18 protein-coding genes and 2 tRNA genes are annotated in these 18970 nt (G+C 56.4%); 7 read left to right on the top strand and 13 right to left on the bottom strand.

Translation table 11 applies throughout. The features are described 5' to 3' along the window. Positions 1-249: 249 nt before the first annotated feature. Positions 250-579, bottom strand: coding sequence for a thioredoxin TrxA (gene trxA / locus OTG14_RS23530; RefSeq protein WP_006179218.1), 330 nt, complete (start codon positions 577-579; stop codon positions 250-252). Positions 580-723: 144 nt separating this feature from the next. Between trxA and rhlB the strand changes: the two genes are divergently transcribed. Then, positions 724-1992 (top strand): ATP-dependent RNA helicase RhlB, encoded by a 1269-nt coding sequence (gene rhlB, locus OTG14_RS23535; protein WP_021242834.1) that lies wholly within the window; start codon positions 724-726, stop codon positions 1990-1992. 5 nt (positions 1993-1997) lie between these two features. Then, the gene (gppA, locus tag OTG14_RS23540; protein WP_032646095.1) at positions 1998-3482 is read left to right on the top strand and encodes a guanosine-5'-triphosphate,3'-diphosphate diphosphatase; all 1485 of its coding nucleotides are present in this window, start codon (positions 1998-2000) and stop codon (positions 3480-3482) included. Positions 3483-3533: 51 nt separating this feature from the next. Here gppA and rep read toward each other — a convergent pair whose 3' ends face one another. After that, complete coding sequence (gene rep / locus OTG14_RS23545; RefSeq protein ID WP_032646096.1) at positions 3534-5558, bottom strand: DNA helicase Rep; 2025 nt, start codon at positions 5556-5558, stop codon at positions 3534-3536. A 112-nt stretch (positions 5559-5670) separates the two neighbouring features. Between rep and ppiC (OTG14_RS23550) the strand changes: the two genes are divergently transcribed. Both ppiC (OTG14_RS23550) and ppiC (OTG14_RS23555) read left to right on the top strand, forming a co-directional pair. Then, positions 5671-5952, top strand: coding sequence for a peptidylprolyl isomerase PpiC (ppiC, locus tag OTG14_RS23550; protein ID WP_048989374.1), 282 nt, complete (start codon positions 5671-5673; stop codon positions 5950-5952). A 50-nt stretch (positions 5953-6002) separates the two neighbouring features. Beyond that, complete coding sequence (gene ppiC, locus OTG14_RS23555) at positions 6003-6284, top strand: peptidylprolyl isomerase PpiC (protein ID WP_008501570.1); 282 nt, start codon at positions 6003-6005, stop codon at positions 6282-6284. 86 nt (positions 6285-6370) lie between these two features. Here the strand turns inward: ppiC (OTG14_RS23555) and ilvC are convergent, their stop codons facing one another. Continuing rightward, complete coding sequence (ilvC, locus tag OTG14_RS23560; protein WP_048989373.1) at positions 6371-7846, bottom strand: ketol-acid reductoisomerase; 1476 nt, start codon at positions 7844-7846, stop codon at positions 6371-6373. 152 nt (positions 7847-7998) lie between these two features. Between ilvC and ilvY the strand changes: the two genes are divergently transcribed. Beyond that, positions 7999-8889 carry an HTH-type transcriptional activator IlvY gene (gene ilvY, locus OTG14_RS23565; RefSeq protein WP_023333829.1) on the top strand — a complete coding sequence of 297 codons (891 nt, stop codon included), beginning with the start codon at positions 7999-8001 and terminating at the stop codon, positions 8887-8889. A 45-nt stretch (positions 8890-8934) separates the two neighbouring features. Here the strand turns inward: ilvY and ilvA are convergent, their stop codons facing one another. The 7 genes from ilvA to ilvL all read right to left on the bottom strand — a co-directional run bounded on the left by ilvA (position 8935) and on the right by ilvL (position 15485). Beyond that, positions 8935-10479: a threonine ammonia-lyase, biosynthetic gene (gene ilvA / locus OTG14_RS23570; RefSeq protein WP_024907958.1), complete on the bottom strand. Its 1545-nt coding sequence runs from the start codon at positions 10477-10479 to the stop codon at positions 8935-8937. 2 nt (positions 10480-10481) lie between these two features. Next, positions 10482-12332: a dihydroxy-acid dehydratase gene (ilvD, locus tag OTG14_RS23575; RefSeq protein WP_045909248.1), complete on the bottom strand. Its 1851-nt coding sequence runs from the start codon at positions 12330-12332 to the stop codon at positions 10482-10484. A gap of 60 nt (positions 12333-12392) precedes the next feature. Beyond that, on the bottom strand, positions 12393-13322 hold the full coding sequence (ilvE, locus tag OTG14_RS23580) for a branched-chain-amino-acid transaminase (protein ID WP_023309654.1): 930 nt from the start codon (positions 13320-13322) through the stop codon (positions 12393-12395). 18 nt (positions 13323-13340) lie between these two features. Beyond that, positions 13341-13604 (bottom strand): acetolactate synthase 2 small subunit, encoded by a 264-nt coding sequence (gene ilvM / locus OTG14_RS23585; RefSeq protein WP_006179206.1) that lies wholly within the window; start codon positions 13602-13604, stop codon positions 13341-13343. Further along, positions 13601-15247 (bottom strand): acetolactate synthase 2 catalytic subunit, encoded by a 1647-nt coding sequence (gene ilvG / locus OTG14_RS23590; RefSeq protein WP_024907955.1) that lies wholly within the window; start codon positions 15245-15247, stop codon positions 13601-13603. The genes ilvM and ilvG overlap by 4 nt, the downstream gene beginning before the upstream one ends. A gap of 2 nt (positions 15248-15249) precedes the next feature. Further along, complete coding sequence (gene ilvX / locus OTG14_RS23595; RefSeq protein ID WP_166792073.1) at positions 15250-15300, bottom strand: peptide IlvX; 51 nt, start codon at positions 15298-15300, stop codon at positions 15250-15252. Positions 15301-15386: 86 nt separating this feature from the next. After that, entirely contained in the window at positions 15387-15485 is a 99-nt protein-coding gene (gene ilvL, locus OTG14_RS23600; RefSeq protein ID WP_001311244.1) for an ilv operon leader peptide, read from the bottom strand. Positions 15486-15826: 341 nt separating this feature from the next. Between ilvL and OTG14_RS23605 the strand changes: the two genes are divergently transcribed. Continuing rightward, complete coding sequence (locus tag OTG14_RS23605) at positions 15827-17347, top strand: YifB family Mg chelatase-like AAA ATPase (protein ID WP_090420895.1); 1521 nt, start codon at positions 15827-15829, stop codon at positions 17345-17347. Between the two features lie 29 nt (positions 17348-17376). On the opposite strand, the gene OTG14_RS23610 is transcribed toward OTG14_RS23605, so the two are convergent. Then, positions 17377-17715: a MaoP family protein gene (locus OTG14_RS23610; protein WP_008501577.1), complete on the bottom strand. Its 339-nt coding sequence runs from the start codon at positions 17713-17715 to the stop codon at positions 17377-17379. A gap of 118 nt (positions 17716-17833) precedes the next feature. Here OTG14_RS23610 and hdfR point away from each other — a divergent pair, with 118 nt between their 5' ends. Then, on the top strand, positions 17834-18655 hold the full coding sequence (hdfR, locus tag OTG14_RS23615; RefSeq protein WP_148769927.1) for an HTH-type transcriptional regulator HdfR: 822 nt from the start codon (positions 17834-17836) through the stop codon (positions 18653-18655). Positions 18656-18755: 100 nt separating this feature from the next. Here hdfR and OTG14_RS23620 read toward each other — a convergent pair. Both OTG14_RS23620 and OTG14_RS23625 read right to left on the bottom strand, forming a co-directional pair. Further along, positions 18756-18831 (bottom strand) — tRNA-Trp (locus OTG14_RS23620). A gap of 52 nt (positions 18832-18883) precedes the next feature. After that, positions 18884-18960, bottom strand: a tRNA-Asp gene (locus tag OTG14_RS23625). Between the last annotated feature and the right edge of the window lie 10 nt (positions 18961-18970).

An 18970-nucleotide genomic window follows, 5' to 3' on the forward strand; every position in this document is an offset into this window, starting at 1 on the left:
TGTCTGTTCGCTGTCTGGTCACAGGGAAAGAACGCAGAACTGAAACGACAAGACGGATTGAGTGACAAGCCCGGAATTTAGCCACTTCACGCACTGTTCATGTCAACAACGGGAAGTATCGGGTAAAACAAGATTCAAACAACAAGATATGTTTAAAACGAAGTCATAGCTAACTTAGCACGACTTCAGCCGGGCGTCCAGAGTTCCACATCATTTAGCCGGGAGCTCTGAACGCACAGCGGAGAAACCTTACGCCAGGTTAGCGTCCAGGAACTCTTTCAGTTGACCTTTGGACAGCGCGCCCACTTTGGTCGCCGCCACTTCGCCGTTTTTGAACAGCAGCAGGGTCGGAATGCCACGGATACCGTATTTTGGTGCGGTGCCCGGGTTCTGGTCGATGTTCAGCTTGGCAACGGTCAGTTTGCCCTGATATTCGTCGGCGATCTCATCCAGAATCGGGGCGATCATTTTGCAAGGACCACACCATTCAGCCCAGAAATCGACGAGGATCAGCCCGTCAGCCTTAAGTACGTCCGTGTCAAAACTGTCGTCAGTCAGGTGAATAATTTTATCGCTCATATATAACTCCACAGGAATAAGCCTGGTACGTTGGTTTTGTCTCCACCAACGACGTGTTGATGTCGCATTAACCAACTAAAGGTTGACTTTATTTCACCGGATACGCTTTCGTAAAGCAATAGTAAGCTGATATTCTACCACACTATGAGCAAAACACATTTAACAGAACAGAAGTTTTCCGACTTCGCGCTGCACCCGAAGGTGATTGAAGCCCTTGAAAATAAAGGGTTTCATAACTGCACGCCCATTCAGGCCCTCGCGCTGCCGCTGACGCTGGCCGGTCGCGATGTTGCCGGGCAGGCGCAAACCGGTACCGGCAAAACGATGGCGTTTTTAACGTCAACGTTTCATTATTTACTTTCTCACCCAGCGATTGCAGACCGCAAAGTTAACCAGCCGCGCGCGCTAATTATGGCCCCGACGCGAGAACTGGCGGTACAGATCCATGCAGACGCTGAACCCCTGGCGCAGGCTACCGGCCTTAAGCTTGGACTGGCCTATGGCGGCGACGGCTACGATAAACAGCTGAAAGTGCTGGAAAGCGGTGTGGATATCCTGATCGGTACCACCGGCCGTCTTATCGACTACGCTAAACAGAACCACATTAACCTCGGTGCAATCCAGGTTGTGGTGCTCGATGAAGCTGACCGCATGTACGATCTGGGCTTCATTAAAGACATCCGCTGGCTGTTCCGCCGTATGCCTCCGGCCAATCAGCGCCTGAATATGCTGTTCTCTGCAACCCTCTCCTACCGTGTGCGCGAACTGGCGTTCGAACAGATGAACAACGCCGAATACGTGGAAGTGGAACCGGAGCAGAAAACGGGTCACCGCATTAAAGAAGAGCTCTTCTATCCTTCCAATGAAGAGAAAATGCGTCTGCTGCAAACTCTGATCGAAGAAGAATGGCCCGATCGCGCCATTATCTTCGCGAACACCAAACACCGTTGTGAAGACATCTGGGGCCATCTGGCTGCAGACGGTCACCGTGTTGGCCTGCTGACCGGCGACGTGGCGCAGAAAAAACGCCTGCGCATTCTTGAAGAATTTACCCGTGGCGATCTCGATATTCTGGTCGCAACCGACGTGGCGGCACGTGGTTTACACATTCCGGCCGTGACGCACGTCTTTAACTACGATCTGCCAGACGACTGCGAAGACTACGTACACCGTATCGGTCGAACCGGTCGTGCGGGCGCAAGCGGTCACTCGATTAGCCTTGCGTGTGAAGAGTATGCGCTGAATCTTCCAGCCATTGAGACTTATATCGGTCACTCTATTCCGCAGAGCAAATACAATCCGGAAGCGCTGTTAAGCGAACTGCCGCCGCCTAAGCGTCTAACCCGCCCACGCTCCGGCAATGGTCCGCGTCGTTCAGGCGGCGCACCGCGTAATCGTCGTCGTTCAGGTTAAAAAATATGCTCAGCTCCACCTCGCTTTATGCGGCAATTGATCTCGGTTCGAATAGTTTTCATATGCTGGTTGTGCGCGAGGTGGCGGGAAGCATACAAACGCTGACGCGCATTAAGCGCAAGGTCCGCCTCGCGGCGGGCCTGAGCAGCGACAATCACCTCTCACCTGAAGCCATGGAACGTGGCTGGCAGTGTCTGCGGCTCTTTGCCGAGCGTCTGCAGGATATCCCGCATGCCCAAATCACCGTGGTCGCCACTGCGACACTCCGCCTGGCGGTTAACGCCGTGGATTTTATTGCCAGAGCGCAGGAAATTCTCGGTTGTCCGGTTCAGGTTATCAGCGGTGAAGAAGAAGCTCGCCTGATTTATCAGGGTGTTGCACACACCACGGGGGGTGACGATCGTCGCCTGGTAGTGGATATCGGCGGTGCCAGTACCGAGCTTGTGACCGGCACCGGCGCGCAGGCAACGTCGCTGTTCAGCCTGTCGATGGGCTGCGTGACCTGGCTTGAGCGCTACTTTACCGATCGTAATCTGGGTAAAGAGAACTTCGACGAGGCAGAGAACGCTGCGCGCGAAGTGTTACGCCCGGTGATGGACGAGCTGCGCTATCACGGCTGGAAAGTCTGCGTGGGTGCGTCGGGTACCGTGCAGGCTCTGCAGGAAATCATGATGGCGCAGGGAATGGACGAGCGGATTACGCTTGCCAAACTTCAGCAGCTGAAACAGCGCGCCATTCAGTGCGGACGCCTGGAAGAGCTGGAAATTGAAGGCCTGACGCTGGAGCGCGCGCTGGTTTTCCCGAGCGGGCTGGCCATTCTTATCGCCATTTTCACCGAGCTGAACATCCAGTGTATGACCCTGGCCGGCGGCGCGTTGCGCGAAGGTCTGGTCTACGGGATGCTGCATCTGTCGGTCGATCAGGATATCCGCAGCCGTACCCTGCGCAACGTGCAGCGTCGTTTTCTGGTTGATATCGATCAGGCAGGACGCGTATCGCAGCTGGCGTCACGCTTCGCCGATCAGGTCGCTAACGTCTGGGATCTTGATCCTCTGAGCCGGGATTTATTGCTAAGCGCCTGTGCGCTACATGAAGTGGGGCTGAGCATTGATTTTAAGCAGGCACCGGCTCATGCAGCGTATCTGGTGCGCAACCTGGATTTACCGGGCTATACACCTGCGCAGAAAAAATTGCTGGCAACGCTGCTGCTGAACCAGACCAATGCCGTTGATCTCTCGTCTTTGCATCAGCAAAACGCCGTACCGCCGCGCGTGGCCGAGCATCTGTGCCGCCTGCTGCGTCTGGCGATCCTGTTTGCCAGCCGCCGCCGCGATGATTTGCTGCCCGCCATTAATCTGGTGGCCGATGACGAGAAGCTTTCGCTGACGTTACCGGAGAACTGGATTGATCGTCACCCGCTTGGGGCAGAGATGATCGAGCAGGAGTGCCAGTGGCAGAGCTATGTGCACTGGGTGCTGGAAGTGAAGTAATGCGCTGAACATTGCCGGGTGGCGGCTTCGCCTTACCCGGCCTACTCATCATTATCCTTTCTCTTTGGCTTTTGCCAGCATGGCGCGGATGTTTGCCACGTTAGCCTGCCCCTTGTGCATCCGCTCTTCTGCGGTAATCACTTTGCGCTCCTGTTCCCAGATCACGTCATCCTGCGGCAGCTCCAGCAGGAAACGGCTCGGCTCCGGGCGGACAAGTTCGCCATACTGACGGCGCTCTTTACACAGCGTGAACGTCAGCTCTTTCTGCGCGCGGGTGATCCCCACGTAGGCCAGGCGGCGCTCCTCGTCGACGTTGTCTTCATCAATGCTGCTCTGATGCGGTAACAACCCCTCTTCCATACCGACCAGATAGACATACGGGAACTCCAGACCTTTTGACGCATGCAGCGTCATCAGCTGAACCTGATCGGCCTCTTCTTCGCTCTCGCCCCGCTCCATCATGTCGCGCAGGGTAAAGCGGGTGACCACCTGCGTCAGGGTCATCGGCTCGTCGATTTCAGAGCCTTCCAGCATTTCGGTCATCCAGCTGAAGAGCTGGTTAACGTTCTTCATGCGCATCTCAGCCGCTTTCGGGCTGGCCGAAGTTTCGTACAGCCAGGACTCATAGTCGATGCCGTGAATAAGATCGCGCACCGCCGCCACCGGCTCGCGCTCCGCGAGACGTTGCACTTCGCCAAGCCAGTGGGTGAATCGCGTTAATGAATCATACCCGCGTCCGGTTAACGTCTGGCTCAGCCCCATGTCGAAGCTGGCGGTAAACATACTTTTGTTGCGGGTCATCGCCCACTCGCCGAGCTTTTGCAGCGTCGCCGGGCCAATCTCGCGTTTTGGCGTATTCACGATGCGCAGAAACGCGCTGTCGTCATCCGGGTTAGTGAGCACGCGCAGATAGGCCAGCAGATCTTTGATTTCTGGTCGTGAGAAGAACGACGTGCCGCCCGAGATTTTGTACGGAATGCGGTTCTGCATCAGCATCTTTTCAAAGACGCGCGACTGGTGATTGCCGCGATAGAGGATCGCGTAATCCTTATATTCGGTTTTGTTGACGAAGTGGTGGGCGATGAGTTCACCCGTCACGCGCTCCGCTTCATGATCCTCATTGTTGGCGCTGAGCACTTTCAGCTCCGTACCGTAGCCCAGTTCGGAGAAGAGACGCTTCTCAAACACGTGCGGGTTATTGGCAATCAGGATGTTAGCTGCTTTCAGGATACGCCCGGAGGAGCGATAGTTCTGTTCCAGCTTAATTACCTGCAGGGCGGGGAAATCTTTGCTCAGCAGCACCAGGTTTTGCGGGCGCGCGCCGCGCCAGGAGTAAATTGACTGGTCATCATCGCCGACCACGGTGAAACGCGCGCGCTGCCCCACCAGCAGCTTCACCAGCTCGTACTGGCTGGTGTTGGTGTCCTGATACTCATCCACCAGCAGGTAACGGATTTTGTTCTGCCAGCGCTCGCGCACCTCTTCATTGCGCTGCAGCAGCAGCGTCGGCAGCAGGATCAGGTCGTCGAAGTCCAGCACGTTGCACGCTTTCATATGTGCATCGTACAGACCGTAGCAGTGGGCGAAGATGCGATCCCGTTCGCCTTTGGCGATCGCCGCGGCCTGGGCCGGCGTCATCAGATCGTTTTTCCAGTTCGAGATCGTCGAGATCAGCTGCTGCAACAGCACTTTATCATCTTCGATCAGCCCCTCGGTGAGCTCTTTGAGCAGCGCCACCTGATCGGTGTCATCGAAGAGCGAGAAGTTGGACTTCATTCCCAGCGCCGCATACTCGCGTTTGATGATATCCAGCCCCAGCGTGTGGAAGGTGGAGATCATCAGGCCGCGCGCCTCTTTACGGCCCAGCGTCTGACCGACACGCTCTTTCATCTCGCGCGCCGCTTTATTGGTAAAGGTGACCGCCGCAATGTGTCGCGCCTGATACCCGCAGTTGTGGATCAGATGGGCGATTTTGTTGGTGATCACGCGGGTTTTACCCGAACCGGCCCCTGCCAGCACCAGGCATGGTCCAGTAACGAATTCGACCGCTTGTTGTTGTCCAGGGTTTAAACGCATGGGAGTATTGCTCAATCTTCGAACGGGGTGTGGATTGTAGCAGAAAGCCGGGCGCAGATTTACCGGCTAATGATAAAGTGGAGAAATCGCGTTTAACCCATAGAGCAGAACCATGAAAAAGACCGCAGCAGCCCTGCATATTCTGGTAAAAGAAGAGAAACTGGCCCAGGAGATCCTGGCCAGGCTAGAGCGCGGCATCAGCTTTGATCATCTGGCGAAGCGTTACTCTAAATGCCCGTCCGGGCGCAATGGCGGTGATCTTGGGGAGTTTCAACAAGGTGCGATGGTCGGCCCGTTCGATCAGGCGGTCTTTAGCTGCCCGCTTCTGAAGCCCTACGGCCCGGTTAAAACCAAATTTGGCTACCATATCATTAAGGTGCTTTATCGCCGCTGACGCGTGGTATATTGCGCCCCGATTTATCTCAACCTATTCAAGGCACGATCATGGCAAAAACAGCAGCAGCACTGCATATTCTTGTTAAAGAAGAGAAACTGGCTCTGGATCTTCTGGAGCAGATCAAAAACGGCGCCGACTTCGGCAAACTGGCGAAGAAGCACTCTATCTGTCCGTCAGGCAAACGCGGCGGCGATCTGGGTGAATTCCGCCAGGGTCAGATGGTACCGGCGTTCGATAAAGTGGTCTTCTCCTGCCCGGTGCTGGAGCCAACGGGCCCGCTGCACACGCAGTTCGGCTACCACGTGATTAAAGTGCTGTATCGCAAATAAAAAAGCCGGGTGGCGGCTGCGCCTTACCCGGCCTACATCTTACGGTTTTGTAGGTCGGGTAAGCGAAGCGCCACCCGACAAGATTGTTAGCCCGCTACCGCGATACGCTTCATATCGGTCATGTAGCCACGCAGTTTGTGACCCACTTTCTCGATCTGATGGCTGCGAATCGCTTCGTTCACATCGCGCAGTTGCGCGTTATCCACAGCACCTTCCGCAATCGCTTTGCCCAGATCGCCCGTCTGCAGAGTGGTCATAAACTCTTTCAGCAGCGGTACGCAGGCGTAAGAGAACAGGTAGTTACCGTATTCTGCGGTATCAGAGATCACCACGTTCATTTCGTACAGACGCTTACGGGCGATGGTGTTCGCAATCAGCGGCAGTTCGTGCAGTGATTCGTAGTACGCAGACTCTTCGATGATGCCGGAATCGACCATGGTTTCGAACGCCAGCTCAACGCCTGCTTTCACCATCGCGATCATCAGGACGCCTTTATCGAAGTACTCCTGCTCGCCGATTTTACCTTCAAACTGCGGCGCGGTTTCGAACGCGGTCTTACCGGTCTCTTCACGCCAGGTCAGCAGTTTCTTATCGTCGTTCGCCCAGTCCGCCATCATACCGGAAGAGAACTCGCCGGAGATGATGTCGTCCATGTGTTTCTGGAATAACGGCGCCATGATGGTTTTCAGCTGTTCAGACAGCGCGTAAGCACGCAGTTTTGCCGGGTTGGACAGACGGTCCATCATCAGCGTAATACCGCCCTGCTTCAGCGCTTCGGTGATGGTTTCCCAGCCGAACTGAATCAGTTTTTCCGCGTAGGCCGGGTCGGTACCCTCTTCCACCAGCTTGTCGAAGCACAGCAGAGAACCGGCCTGCAGCATGCCGCACAGAATGGTCTGCTCGCCCATCAGGTCAGATTTCACTTCGGCAACGAAGGACGATTCCAGAACGCCCGCACGGTGGCCGCCGGTCGCCGCTGCCCATGCTTTGGCAATCGCCATGCCTTCGCCTTTCGGATCGTTTTCCGGGTGAACTGCGATAAGCGTCGGCACGCCGAAGCCACGCTTGTACTCTTCGCGTACTTCCGTACCCGGACACTTCGGTGCCACCATCACTACGGTGATGTCTTTACGGATCTGCTCGCCCACTTCAACGATGTTGAAGCCGTGGGAGTAACCCAGCGCGGCACCGTCTTTCATCAGCGGCTGTACGGAACGCACAACGTCTGAGTGCTGTTTGTCCGGGGTCAGGTTAACCACCAGATCCGCCTGCGGGATCAGCTCTTCGTAGGTACCCACTTTGAAGCCGTTTTCGGTCGCTTTACGCCAGGAAGCACGCTTCTCGGCAATCGCTTCTTTACGCAGGGCGTAGGAGATATCCAGACCGGAGTCACGCATGTTCAGGCCCTGGTTCAGACCCTGTGCGCCACAGCCGACGATGACCACTTTTTTACCCTGAAGGTAGCTCGCGCCATCGGCAAATTCGTCGCGCGCCATGAAGCGGCATTTGCCCAGCTGCGCCAGCTGCTGGCGCAAGTTCAGTGTATTAAAGTAGTTAGCCATGGATGATACCTCGTGATGTTGTGTGTCTTATTGTTCGGTTCGCGTTTCAGCGAGAATGTACCCACATTACAACAGGAAATTTATTGCGGAAATTGATATATTCACAACGTCACGTTGCAATTTTTGCAATATAAAAAGAGGGAGTGGAATCAGTGGATTTACGCGATCTGAAAATGTTCCTGCACCTGGCGGAAAGCCGTCACTTTGGCCGCAGCGCCCGGGCGATGCACGTTAGCCCCTCCACGCTTTCGCGCCAGATCCAGCGCCTTGAGGAAGACCTCGGCCAGCCGCTGTTCGTGCGCGACAACCGCACCGTCACCCTCACGGAAGCGGGCGAAGAGTTGCGCATTTTTGCCCAGCAGACGCTGTTGCAGTACCAGCAGCTGCGTCACTCGATTGACCAGCAGGGGCCGTCACTTTCCGGTGAGCTGCATATTTTCTGCTCCGTGACCGCCGCCTATAGCCATCTGCCGCCCATTCTCGACCGCTTCCGTGCGGCGCATCCGTCGGTTGAAATTAAACTCACCACCGGCGACGCCTCCGACGCAATGGAGAAAGTGGTGACGGGCGAAGCGGATCTCGCCATTGCCGGGAAGCCGGAAACCCTGCCGGGCGCGGTAGCGTTCTCAATGCTGGAGAATCTGGCGGTGGTGCTGATTGCCCCCGCGCTGCCCTGCCCGGTGCGTAATCAGGTGTCGGTGGAAAAACCGGACTGGTCCACGGTGCCGTTTATCATGGCCGATCAGGGGCCTGTGCGCCGCCGCATTGAGCTGTGGTTCCGCCGCCAGAAAATCAGCAACCCGTCGATTTACGCTACCGTCAGCGGTCATGAGGCGATGGTGTCGATGGTGGCGCTGGGCTGCGGCGTGGCGCTGCTGCCGGAAGTGGTGCTGGAAAATAGCCCGGAACCGGTGCGCAATCGCGTGATGATTCTGGAGCGCAGCGATGAGAAAACGCCGTTTGAGCTTGGCGTGTGCGCACAAAAAAAGCGGCTGCATGAGCCGCTAATTGATGCGTTCTGGACGATATTGCCGAACCACTGAAGCCGGGTGGCGCTACGCTTACCCGGCCTACGCGCAGCTCTACCACTAGCCTGCCAGGAAGAACCGGAACGCCGGGTTATGGGTTTCGTCGTGACACTCATAGCCCAGCTCGTTCAGCCGCGTTTCGAAATCCGGCTCGTGCTCGCCCAGTTCAAACGCCGCCAGCACGCGCCCGTAGTCGGTGCCGTGGCTGCGGTAGTGGAACAGAGAGATGTTCCAGTGCGTGCCCAGCGTGTGCAGGAACTTGAGCAGCGCGCCCGGCGATTCCGGGAACTCGAAGCTGAACAGACGTTCCCTGAGCGGCTTCGATGGACGCCCGCCAACCATGTAGCGCACGTGCAGCTTCGCCATCTCGTCGTCAGAGAGATCGACCACGCTGTAGCCGCCCTCATGCAGCAGGTTGAGGATCTCTTTGCGCTCCTCCACGCCACGGCTCAGGCGCACGCCGACAAAAATACAGGCGTCTTTGGCATCGGCAAAACGGTAGTTAAATTCCGTCACAGAACGACCGCCCAGCAGCTGACAGAACTTCAGGAAGCTGCCCTTCTCTTCCGGGATGGTCACCGCCAGCAGTGCTTCACGCTGTTCGCCCAGTTCGCAGCGCTCGGAAACGTAGCGCAGACCGTGGAAGTTCACGTTGGCACCAGACAGCACGTGCGCCAGACGTTCGCCGCGAATATTGTGCTGCGCGATGTATTTTTTCATCCCTGCCAGCGCCAGCGCGCCGGAAGGTTCCGCCACCGCGCGCACATCCTCGAACAGATCTTTCATCGCCGCGCAGATGGCATCGCTATCCACCGTGACGATATCGTCGAGATATTCCTGGCACAGGCGGAAGGTTTCATCCCCAATGCGCTTCACCGCCACGCCCTCGGCAAACAGCCCGACGCGCGGCAGATCTACCGGGTGACCCGCATCCAGCGCCGCTTTCAGGCAGGCAGAGTCTTCCGCTTCAACGGCGATGACTTTAATCTGCGGCATCAGCTGTTTGATCAGCACCGCCACGCCCGCAGCCAGGCCACCGCCGCCGACCGGCACAAACACGCGATCGAGATGGGCATCCTGCTGCAGCAGTTCAAGCGCCAGCGTCCCCTGCCCGGCAATCACCATTGGGTGGTCGAACGGCGGCACCCAGGTGAAACCCTGCTGCTGCGCCAGCTCGATCGCTTTGGCTTTTGCTTCGTCGAAGTTAGCCCCGTGGAGCAGCACTTCGCCGCCGAAACCTCGCACCGCATCGACTTTGATGTCCGCGGTTGCGACCGGCATCACGATCAGCGCTTTCAGCCCCAGACGGGCAGACGAGAACGCAACGCCCTGGGCGTGGTTGCCCGCCGAGGCGGTAATCACGCCGCGCGCTTTCTGCTCGTCGGTCAGCCCGGCCATCATCGCGTAGGCGCCGCGCAGCTTGAAGCTGTGCACCGGCTGACGGTCTTCGCGCTTGACCAGGATCACGTTGTCGAGGCGCGAAGAGAGTTTTTCCATTTTCTGCAGGGGCGTAACCTGCACGGCTTCATAGACCGGCGCGCGCAGCACCGCTCTCAGGTATTCCGCCCCCTCGGGGGCGGCGGATAAGGGTTGTGACTCGGCCATCATTAGCCCCCAAGTTTCGATTTATCGCGCACCGCGCCTTTATCTGCACTGGTGGCAAGGCTCGCGTAGGCGCGCAGGGCGAAGGAGACTTCGCGCTGGCGGTCTTTCGGCGTCCAGGCTTTGTCGCCGCGGGCTTCCTGCGCTTCACGACGGGCCGCAATTTCCTGGTCGCTCAGCTTGAGCTGAATGCCGCGATTCGGAATGTCGATTTCGATCAGGTCGCCGTCTTCGATGATGGCGATGTTGCCGCCGCTTGCCGCTTCCGGCGAAACGTGACCGATAGAGAGGCCGGAGGTGCCGCCGGAGAAACGTCCGTCGGTGATCAGCGCGCAGGCTTTACCGAGGCCCATCGATTTCAGAAAGGTGGTTGGGTAGAGCATCTCCTGCATGCCCGGGCCGCCTTTCGGCCCTTCATAACGGATGACAACCACGTCGCCTTCCACCACTTTGCCGCCGAGGATGGCGTCTACCGCTTCATCCTGGCTTTCGTACACTTTCGCCGGGCCGGTGAATTTCAGGATGCTGTCGTCCACGCCAGCGGTCTTCACGATGCAGCCGTTTTCCGCAAAGTTACCGTACAGCACGGCCAGGCCGCCGTCTTTGCTGTAGGCGTGTTCCAGCGAGCGGATGCAGCCTTCGGCGCGGTCATCGTCCAGGGTGTCCCAGCGACAGTCCTGCGAGAATGCCTGGGTGGTGCGAATACCGGCAGGACCCGCGCGGAACATTTTTTTCACCGCGTCGTCTTTGGTCAGCATCACGTCGTACTGGTCCAACGATTCCGGCAACGTCAGGCCGAGGACGTTTTTCACGTCTCGGTTCAGCAGCCCGGCGCGATCCAGCTCGCCGAGGATACCGATGACGCCACCGGCACGGTGCACGTCTTCCATGTGGTACTTCTGCGTACTCGGCGCGACCTTACACAGCTGCGGCACTTTACGGGACAGCTTGTCGATGTCGCTCATGGTGAAGTCGATTTCGGCTTCCTGCGCGGCGGCCAGCAGGTGCAGAACGGTGTTGGTGGAACCGCCCATGGCGATATCCAGCGTCATGGCGTTCTCGAACGCCGCTTTGCTGGCGATGCTGCGCGGCAGCGCGCTGGCGTCGTCCTGCTCGTAGTAGCGTTTGGTCAGCTCAACGATACGTTTACCGGCATTGAGGAACAGCTGCTTACGGTCGGCGTGGGTCGCCAGCAGCGAGCCGTTGCCCGGCTGAGAAAGGCCCAGCGCTTCGGTCAGGCAGTTCATGGAGTTCGCCGTGAACATCCCGGAACAGGAGCCGCAGGTCGGACACGCGGAGCGTTCCACCTGGTCGCTCTGCTCGTCAGAGACTTTCGGGTCCGCGCCCTGGATCATCGCATCGACCAGGTCGAGCTTGATGATTTTGTCGGAGAGCTTGGTTTTCCCCGCTTCCATTGGGCCACCGGAGACGAAGATCACCGGAATATTCAGGCGCAGGGAGGCCATCAGCATCCCCGGGGTGATTTTGTCGCAGTTGGAGATACAGACCATTGCATCGGCGCAGTGGGCGTTAACCATGTACTCCACCGAGTCGGCGATCAGCTCGCGCGACGGCAGTGAATAGAGCATGCCCCCGTGCCCCATCGCGATACCGTCATCCACCGCAATGGTGTTGAACTCTTTCGCCACGCCGCCGGAGGCCTCGATTTGCTCGGCAACCAGCTTACCCAGATCGCGCAGGTGAACGTGGCCCGGAACGAACTGGGTGAAGGAGTTCACCACGGCGATAATCGGCTTACCGAAATCGGCGTCGGTCATTCCGGTGGCGCGCCACAGTGCGCGGGCACCCGCCATGTTACGGCCATGGGTGGTGGTGGCTGAACGATACTTAGGCATGCTTTATTTACTCCCGTCTGACTATGTAATGGGACGGTGCGTGCCGTCCCAAATTTATACTTAGTGATTAACCTGATCCAACCAGCCGTATTTATCTTCTGTTTCGCCGGTGAAGAGGCCAAAGAACGCTTGCTGAATGCGTTTGGTGACCGGGCCACAGCGGCCTTCGCCCACCTGGATACCGTCTACGCTGCGCACCGGCGTGATTTCAGCCGCGGTACCGGACATAAAGACTTCATCGGCCAGATACAGGGATTCGCGAGACAGCACCTGCTCGCGCACTTCGATACCCAGATCTTTCGCCAGCTTGATGATGGCGTCACGGGTGATGCCCGGCAGCGCGGACGAGGTGAATGGCGGCGTAAACAGGATGCCGTCTTTCACTTCAAACAGGTTTTCACCCGCACCTTCTGAGATGTAGCCGTTTACGTCCAGGGCGATACCTTCCTGATAGCCGTGACGGCGCGCTTCGCTACCTACCAGCAGTGAAGAGAGGTAGTTACCGCCCGCTTTCGCGGCGGTCGGGATGGTGTTTGGCGCAACGCGGTTCCAGGAAGAGACCATTGCGTCGATCCCCTGCTCCAGGGCTTCAGCACCCAGGTAGGCACCCCATGGGAACGCGGCAATGATCACATCCGTGGTATAGCCAGCGGGCGGGTTCACGCCCATACCGACGTCGCCCACAAACACCAGCGGGCGAATATAGGCGCTGGTCAGGTTGTTCTTGCGAATCACGTCGCGACAGGCTTCCATCAGCTCGTCGACGCTCTGGGAAACCGGGAAACGATAAATTTTGGCTGAGTCATGCAGACGCTGCATGTGTTCGCGATGGCGGAACACCACTGGCCCTTTGTGGGAATCGTAGCAGCGGATGCCTTCAAATACGGAGGTACCGTAGTGCAGCGCGTGGGACATCACATGGACCTTCGCGTCCTCCCAGCGAACCATCTCACCGTTGAACCAAATGTAATCAGCTTTTTTTGTCGTCATTTTTTCGTCCTGTCACGCTTAAGCGCGGATTTGTTGTGATGTGGTTGTGCTCTGGCAGATGGCAACATGGGCAACGTCTACCAGCTTTGATAACTGACTAAACAGTAAGTCGACCGACCGCGGGCTGGCAACGGTTAATTCGATACTGATGTTTTGGGCGTCAGTGGCCGTCTCCATATTCATAGAGCAAATCTGAAAACCACGATGACGCACCACACGCAAAACGCGCTCTAAGGTTTCCGGGTTGAAGCGAGCCTGTACGGCGACCTGATGCTGCATCATGATAATTTCTCCATCATTTGTGAGTTACTGGCACCAGGCGGTACCAGCGGCCAGACGTTCTCGAGTTCATCGATTGAGACATGAAGCAGGTAAGGCCCCTCGCTGTTCAGCATGGTGTCGAGCGCCGCTTCAACCTGATCTTTACGGGTGATGTGCTGACCAGGGATGCCAAAGGCGCTGGCCAGCGTGAGGAAATCGGGGTTATCGGTGAGCGTCGTTTCGCTGTAGCGCTCCTGGAAGAACAGCTGTTGCCACTGACGAACCATCCCTAAACGCTGGTTGTCGAGCAAGACGATTTTCAGCGGCAACTGCTTGCGCTTAACGGTGCCGAGCTCCTGAACGTTCATCATGAAGGAGCCGTCACCGGAGATACAGATAACGGTATCGTTCGGGCGGGCAACCTGTGCGCCAACGGCGGCTGGCAGACCGAAGCCCATCGTCCCTAACCCGCTGGAGGTGATGAAGTTTTCCGGGCGGGTGTAGGTCATGTGCTGCGCGGACCACATCTGGTGCTGGCCTACGTCGGTGGTGACGACGCTGTCAGCCGGTTTACGGTCGGACAACTGCTTCAACAGCAGCGGCGCGTAGATGGCCTCGCCGGGGTGGTCGTAACGCCAGGCGTGCTCGGCGCGCATGTCTGCGGTGTGCTGACGCCATGCATTGATATCCAGCGGCTGCTGCAATGCCGGTAACAGCGCGTTGAGATCGCCCTGGAGGGCAACGTGCGCCTGACGCAGCTTGTTCATCTCCGCCGGGTCGATATCCATATGGATCACTTTGGCGTTCGGCGCAAAGGTATTCAGCTTGCCGGTGACGCGGTCGTCAAAACGGGCCCCTACGGCGATGAGCAGATCGCACGCCTGCACCGCCAGGTTTGCCGCTTTGGTGCCGTGCATCCCCAGCATGCCCAGATAGTAGGGGTAATCCGCGTCGACAGCACCGAGACCTTTCAGCGTGCAGGTCGCTGGCATCTGCGTTGTTGCGATAAATTCGCGCAGGGCTGGGACGGCCTGCGCCATGCCGACGCCACCGCCGACGTACAGCATCGGCTGTTTCGCCTGCGCCAGCATCTGACGGGCCTCTTCAACTTCCGCATCCGGAAACGCATTGTCGCTTTCAACGGTTGAGAAGTGCGGTTCCAAATCGCCGAATGCCACCTGGATATCTTTCGGGATATCGACCAGAACCGGACCAGGACGGCCTGAGTTTGCCACTTCGAACGCTTCTGCCATTACGCGCGGCAGCTCTTCCAGAGACTGGACGAGGAAGCTGTGTTTGGTGCAGGCCAGCGATAAACCGAGGACGTCGACTTCCTGGAAAGCGTCGGTACCGATGAACGGAGACGCCACCTGCCCGGTGATGGCGACAACGGGAACGGAATCCAACAGCGCGTCAGCCAGGCCGGTGATGAGGTTAGTTGCGCCCGGGCCTGACGTCGCCATACACACGCCCGTTTTACCTGTCGCGCGGGCATAGCCGATGGCTGCCATCGCTGCGCCCTGCTCGTGTCGGCACAAGAGATGTTCCACGCCGCCGTCATACAGTGCATCGTAAATCGGCATAATTGCGCCACCCGGATAACCGAATACTGTCTCGACTCCCTGCGCGCGCAACGCATGTACTACCCACTGTGCCCCATTCATAGTTAGTTCCCCGTCATAAATCGGGAGAAACAGAATTTTGTGCTAGTCGTCATGCTCTGCTCCTCATTTGCGTTTTTTAGTCATAAAAAAACCCCCGGACCTTTCGGTGCGGGGGTCTTAGTTCGTTAAGGCTTGATTTCTAAGCCTTTCCTCGTCCAAGTGCAGCCCCGCACGGTGGGATAATAATCACCACCACGCTAATCACGACCAGGCTAATCACTCGTAGAAGGGCTGTCATTTTCAGTTCTTTTTGCATCTTGTTCGAAGGAATACCTAAAGAGTTATCACAGTTTTTAAATCAAACACAAGATTTATTTATGACGGATTTGGTTAGTCCGCGAATCATATTTCTTAAAAGCGTTGTTTTATATACGGAAATTAGAAAATGAATATTTTTCATTTTTTTACTGTGGCGCTAACCGTCAGAACAGGATTTTTTACGTTCTGCGAGGAGGTTTCCACGATTATGAGATTGTTGCAATACACCATTAAAATCCCTGAACAAGCGGCGTAAATTCACGAAATGGCGCTAAAAAAATATAACGAGCACTGACATAGTCACACCAGGAGGTAGTGCAAATGTCACTGTCAGTTGTTTATACGCGTGCGGCTCTCGGGGTAAAGGCACCGCTTGTTTCCGTAGAGGTGCATTTAAGTAATGGGCTGCCCGGACTCACGCTTGTCGGGTTACCTGAAACGACGGTTAAAGAGGCCAGGGATCGAGTCCGCAGCGCAATAATAAATAGCGGTTATGCCTTCCCCGCGAAGAAGATCACCATCAACCTTGCTCCTGCCGATCTGCCTAAAGAGGGGGGACGATACGATTTACCTATCGCAATTGCCCTTCTCGCGGCTTCTGAGCAGCTTAATACGACACGGCTAGGCTCGTATGAGTTCGTTGGCGAACTCGCGCTTACAGGCGCGTTAAGAGGCGTTCCCGGGGCGATATCGGGAGCGCTGGAAGCCATACGTGCAGGGCGGCAAATCATTGTGGCCAATGAAAACGCATCAGAAGTGAGTCTTATCGCGGAAAAAGGATGCCTCATCGCGGGGCATTTACAGGAAGTTTGTGCATGGCTGGAAGGGCGACATGAACTGTCCGAGCCGGAGGAGTGTGATGATGTTATAGCGGATGCTCCAGAGGATCTCAGCGAGATTATGGGGCAGGAACAAGGGAAACGGGCGCTGGAGATTACGGCTGCAGGGGGACACAATCTTCTGTTAATTGGTCCGCCGGGTACGGGTAAAACCATGTTGGCGAGCAGATTGAGTGGGTTGCTTCCACCGCTCAATAATCATGAAGCGCTGGAAAGTGCCGCCATATACAGCCTCATCAGTTCTGCATCGTTGCAAAAGCAGTGGCGCCGTCGCCCTTTTCGATCCCCGCATCATAGCGCTTCACTGACGGCAATGGTCGGCGGTGGGTCTATCCCCGGGCCGGGTGAGATCTCGCTGGCACACAATGGCATTCTGTTTCTTGATGAATTGCCGGAGTTTGAGCGCCGCGTGCTGGATGCACTGCGGGAGCCCATTGAATCCGGCGAGATACATATCTCACGCACGCGGGCCAAAATAAGCTATCCCGCGCAGTTTCAGCTGGTCGCCGCGATGAACCCCAGCCCGACGGGCCACTACCAGGGCAACCATAACCGCTGTACGCCAGAGCAGACATTGCGCTATCTCGGTAAGTTATCCGGCCCGTTCCTCGACCGTTTCGATTTATCTCTCGAAATCCCGCTTCCTCCACCGGGCCTGCTCAGGCAAACGGGCATCACGGGTGAAAGCTCAGCAGAGGTACGCGAGCGGGTGATTGCAGCCCAGAAGCGGCAGTACGCCCGTCAGAACAGGCTAAATGCGCGGCTGGATAATGCCGGGATCCGGCAGTTTTGTTCTCTTAACATTGAGGATGCGGGATGGCTGGAGGAGACGTTGACGCGGTTCGGGCTATCCATACGTGCGTGGCAGCGTTTGTTGAAAGTGGCCAGAACCATTGCTGACGTGGAGGGGTGCACTGACATTGAGAGGAAACATTTGCAGGAGGCGCTGAGCTATCGCGCTATCGATCGTTTGCTGCTGCATCTGCAGAAGTTGCTGGCATAAAAAAGGGGCCGTAGCCCCTTCTTATCATCTTAGTCATCAGACTCGGTGTAGTCTTCTGCACCTTCCATCTGCGGCTTACCGCCAGACAGCGTATGGAAGCGCTTTGGACGCTTAATGCGCGCCATGTACTTGATCCACACACGTTCCGCTTCAGACTGCGGCTCACGCTCACCACGGCAAACAGAAACAAACTGTTTTTCGTCTTCGGTTGCAGGTTCACGCTTACCCAGATCCAGCTCGTTAAAGGCATAACCATGGCGCTCAAGCAGTTGAGCTTCTTTGATGGTGAAATCGCCGTGACGAGAGAACCCGCGCGGATAATGTTTATTGTCGAAAAAACGATTAGTCGTCGTAAAGCTTTCCGCCATCCTACACGCTCCTAATTCTTTGGCCGAGCTATTTATGGCGCGGAGTATTAGTTACGCTTGACAGAGTGTAAAACAAAACATTTAAATCATAACGACAAATAATTTTGCGGAGAAAGATGTGGATACGGAATTGCTTAAAACTTTCCTTGAAGTGAGCAGAACACGCCACTTTGGGCGAGCAGCTGAAGCCCTTTACCTGACGCAGTCAGCCGTCAGTTTTCGTATTCGACAGCTGGAAAATCAACTGGGTGTGAATCTTTTTACCCGCCATCGTAACAATATTCGCTTAACGCCTGCCGGCGAGAAACTGCTGCCGTACGCTGAAACGCTTATGAATACCTGGCAGGCGGCACGCAAAGAGGTGGCACATACGTCGAGGCATAATGAGTTCTCGATAGGGGCCAGCGCTTCCCTGTGGGAATGTATGCTAAGTCAGTGGCTTACCCGGCTTTATCATTCACACAGTCACCTGCAATTCGAAGCCAGGATTGCGCAACGGCAGTCGCTGGTTAAGCAACTTCATGAGCGCCAGCTTGATCTTCTGATCACAACCGAAGCCCCCAAGATGGACGAATTTAGCAGCCAGATTGTGGGTCAGTTTGGACTGGCGCTTTATGCCTCTGAACCTTCAATGATGAAGGCAGACCTGACCTATTTGCGGCTGGAATGGGGGCCTGATTTTCAGCAACATGAGACGGGATTGATTGCACCTGATGATGTTCCGCAGTTAACGACCAGCTCTGCAGAGATCGCCTGTCAGCAGCTGTCCCTGTTGAAAGGTTGTACCTGGTTACCTGTTCGCTGGGCAGATACTAAAGCGGGGCTGCATACGGTGCTGGATTCCACCACGCTTACCAGGCCGCTGTATGCGATTTGGCTGCAAAACAGTGATAAGCAATCACAGATAAAAGATCTGTTAAAAATCAATGTAATGGATTGATACATCAGCCAGCAGGAATGCTGGCTGAAAAATTAAGAAGAGCGTTTTCTGCAGCGTTTCAGGCAAAAAAAAATCCTTTGCCGAAGCAAAGGATTCTATATGGCAGGGGCGGAGAGACTCGAACTCGCGACACCCGGTTTTGGAGACCGGTGCTCTACCAACTGAGCTACGCCCCTAAAGTTTTTGCCATTAAGCCTGCCGATAGGGCAGGCTTAATGTCTTAATAAGTGGCGGAACGGACGGGACTCGAACCCGCGACCCCCTGCGTGACAGGCAGGTATTCTAACCGACTGAACTACCGCTCCACCGAAGACT

This window comes from Enterobacter pseudoroggenkampii (assembly GCF_026420145.1).
In the GTDB taxonomy this organism is placed as follows: Bacteria; Pseudomonadota; Gammaproteobacteria; order Enterobacterales; family Enterobacteriaceae; genus Enterobacter; species Enterobacter pseudoroggenkampii.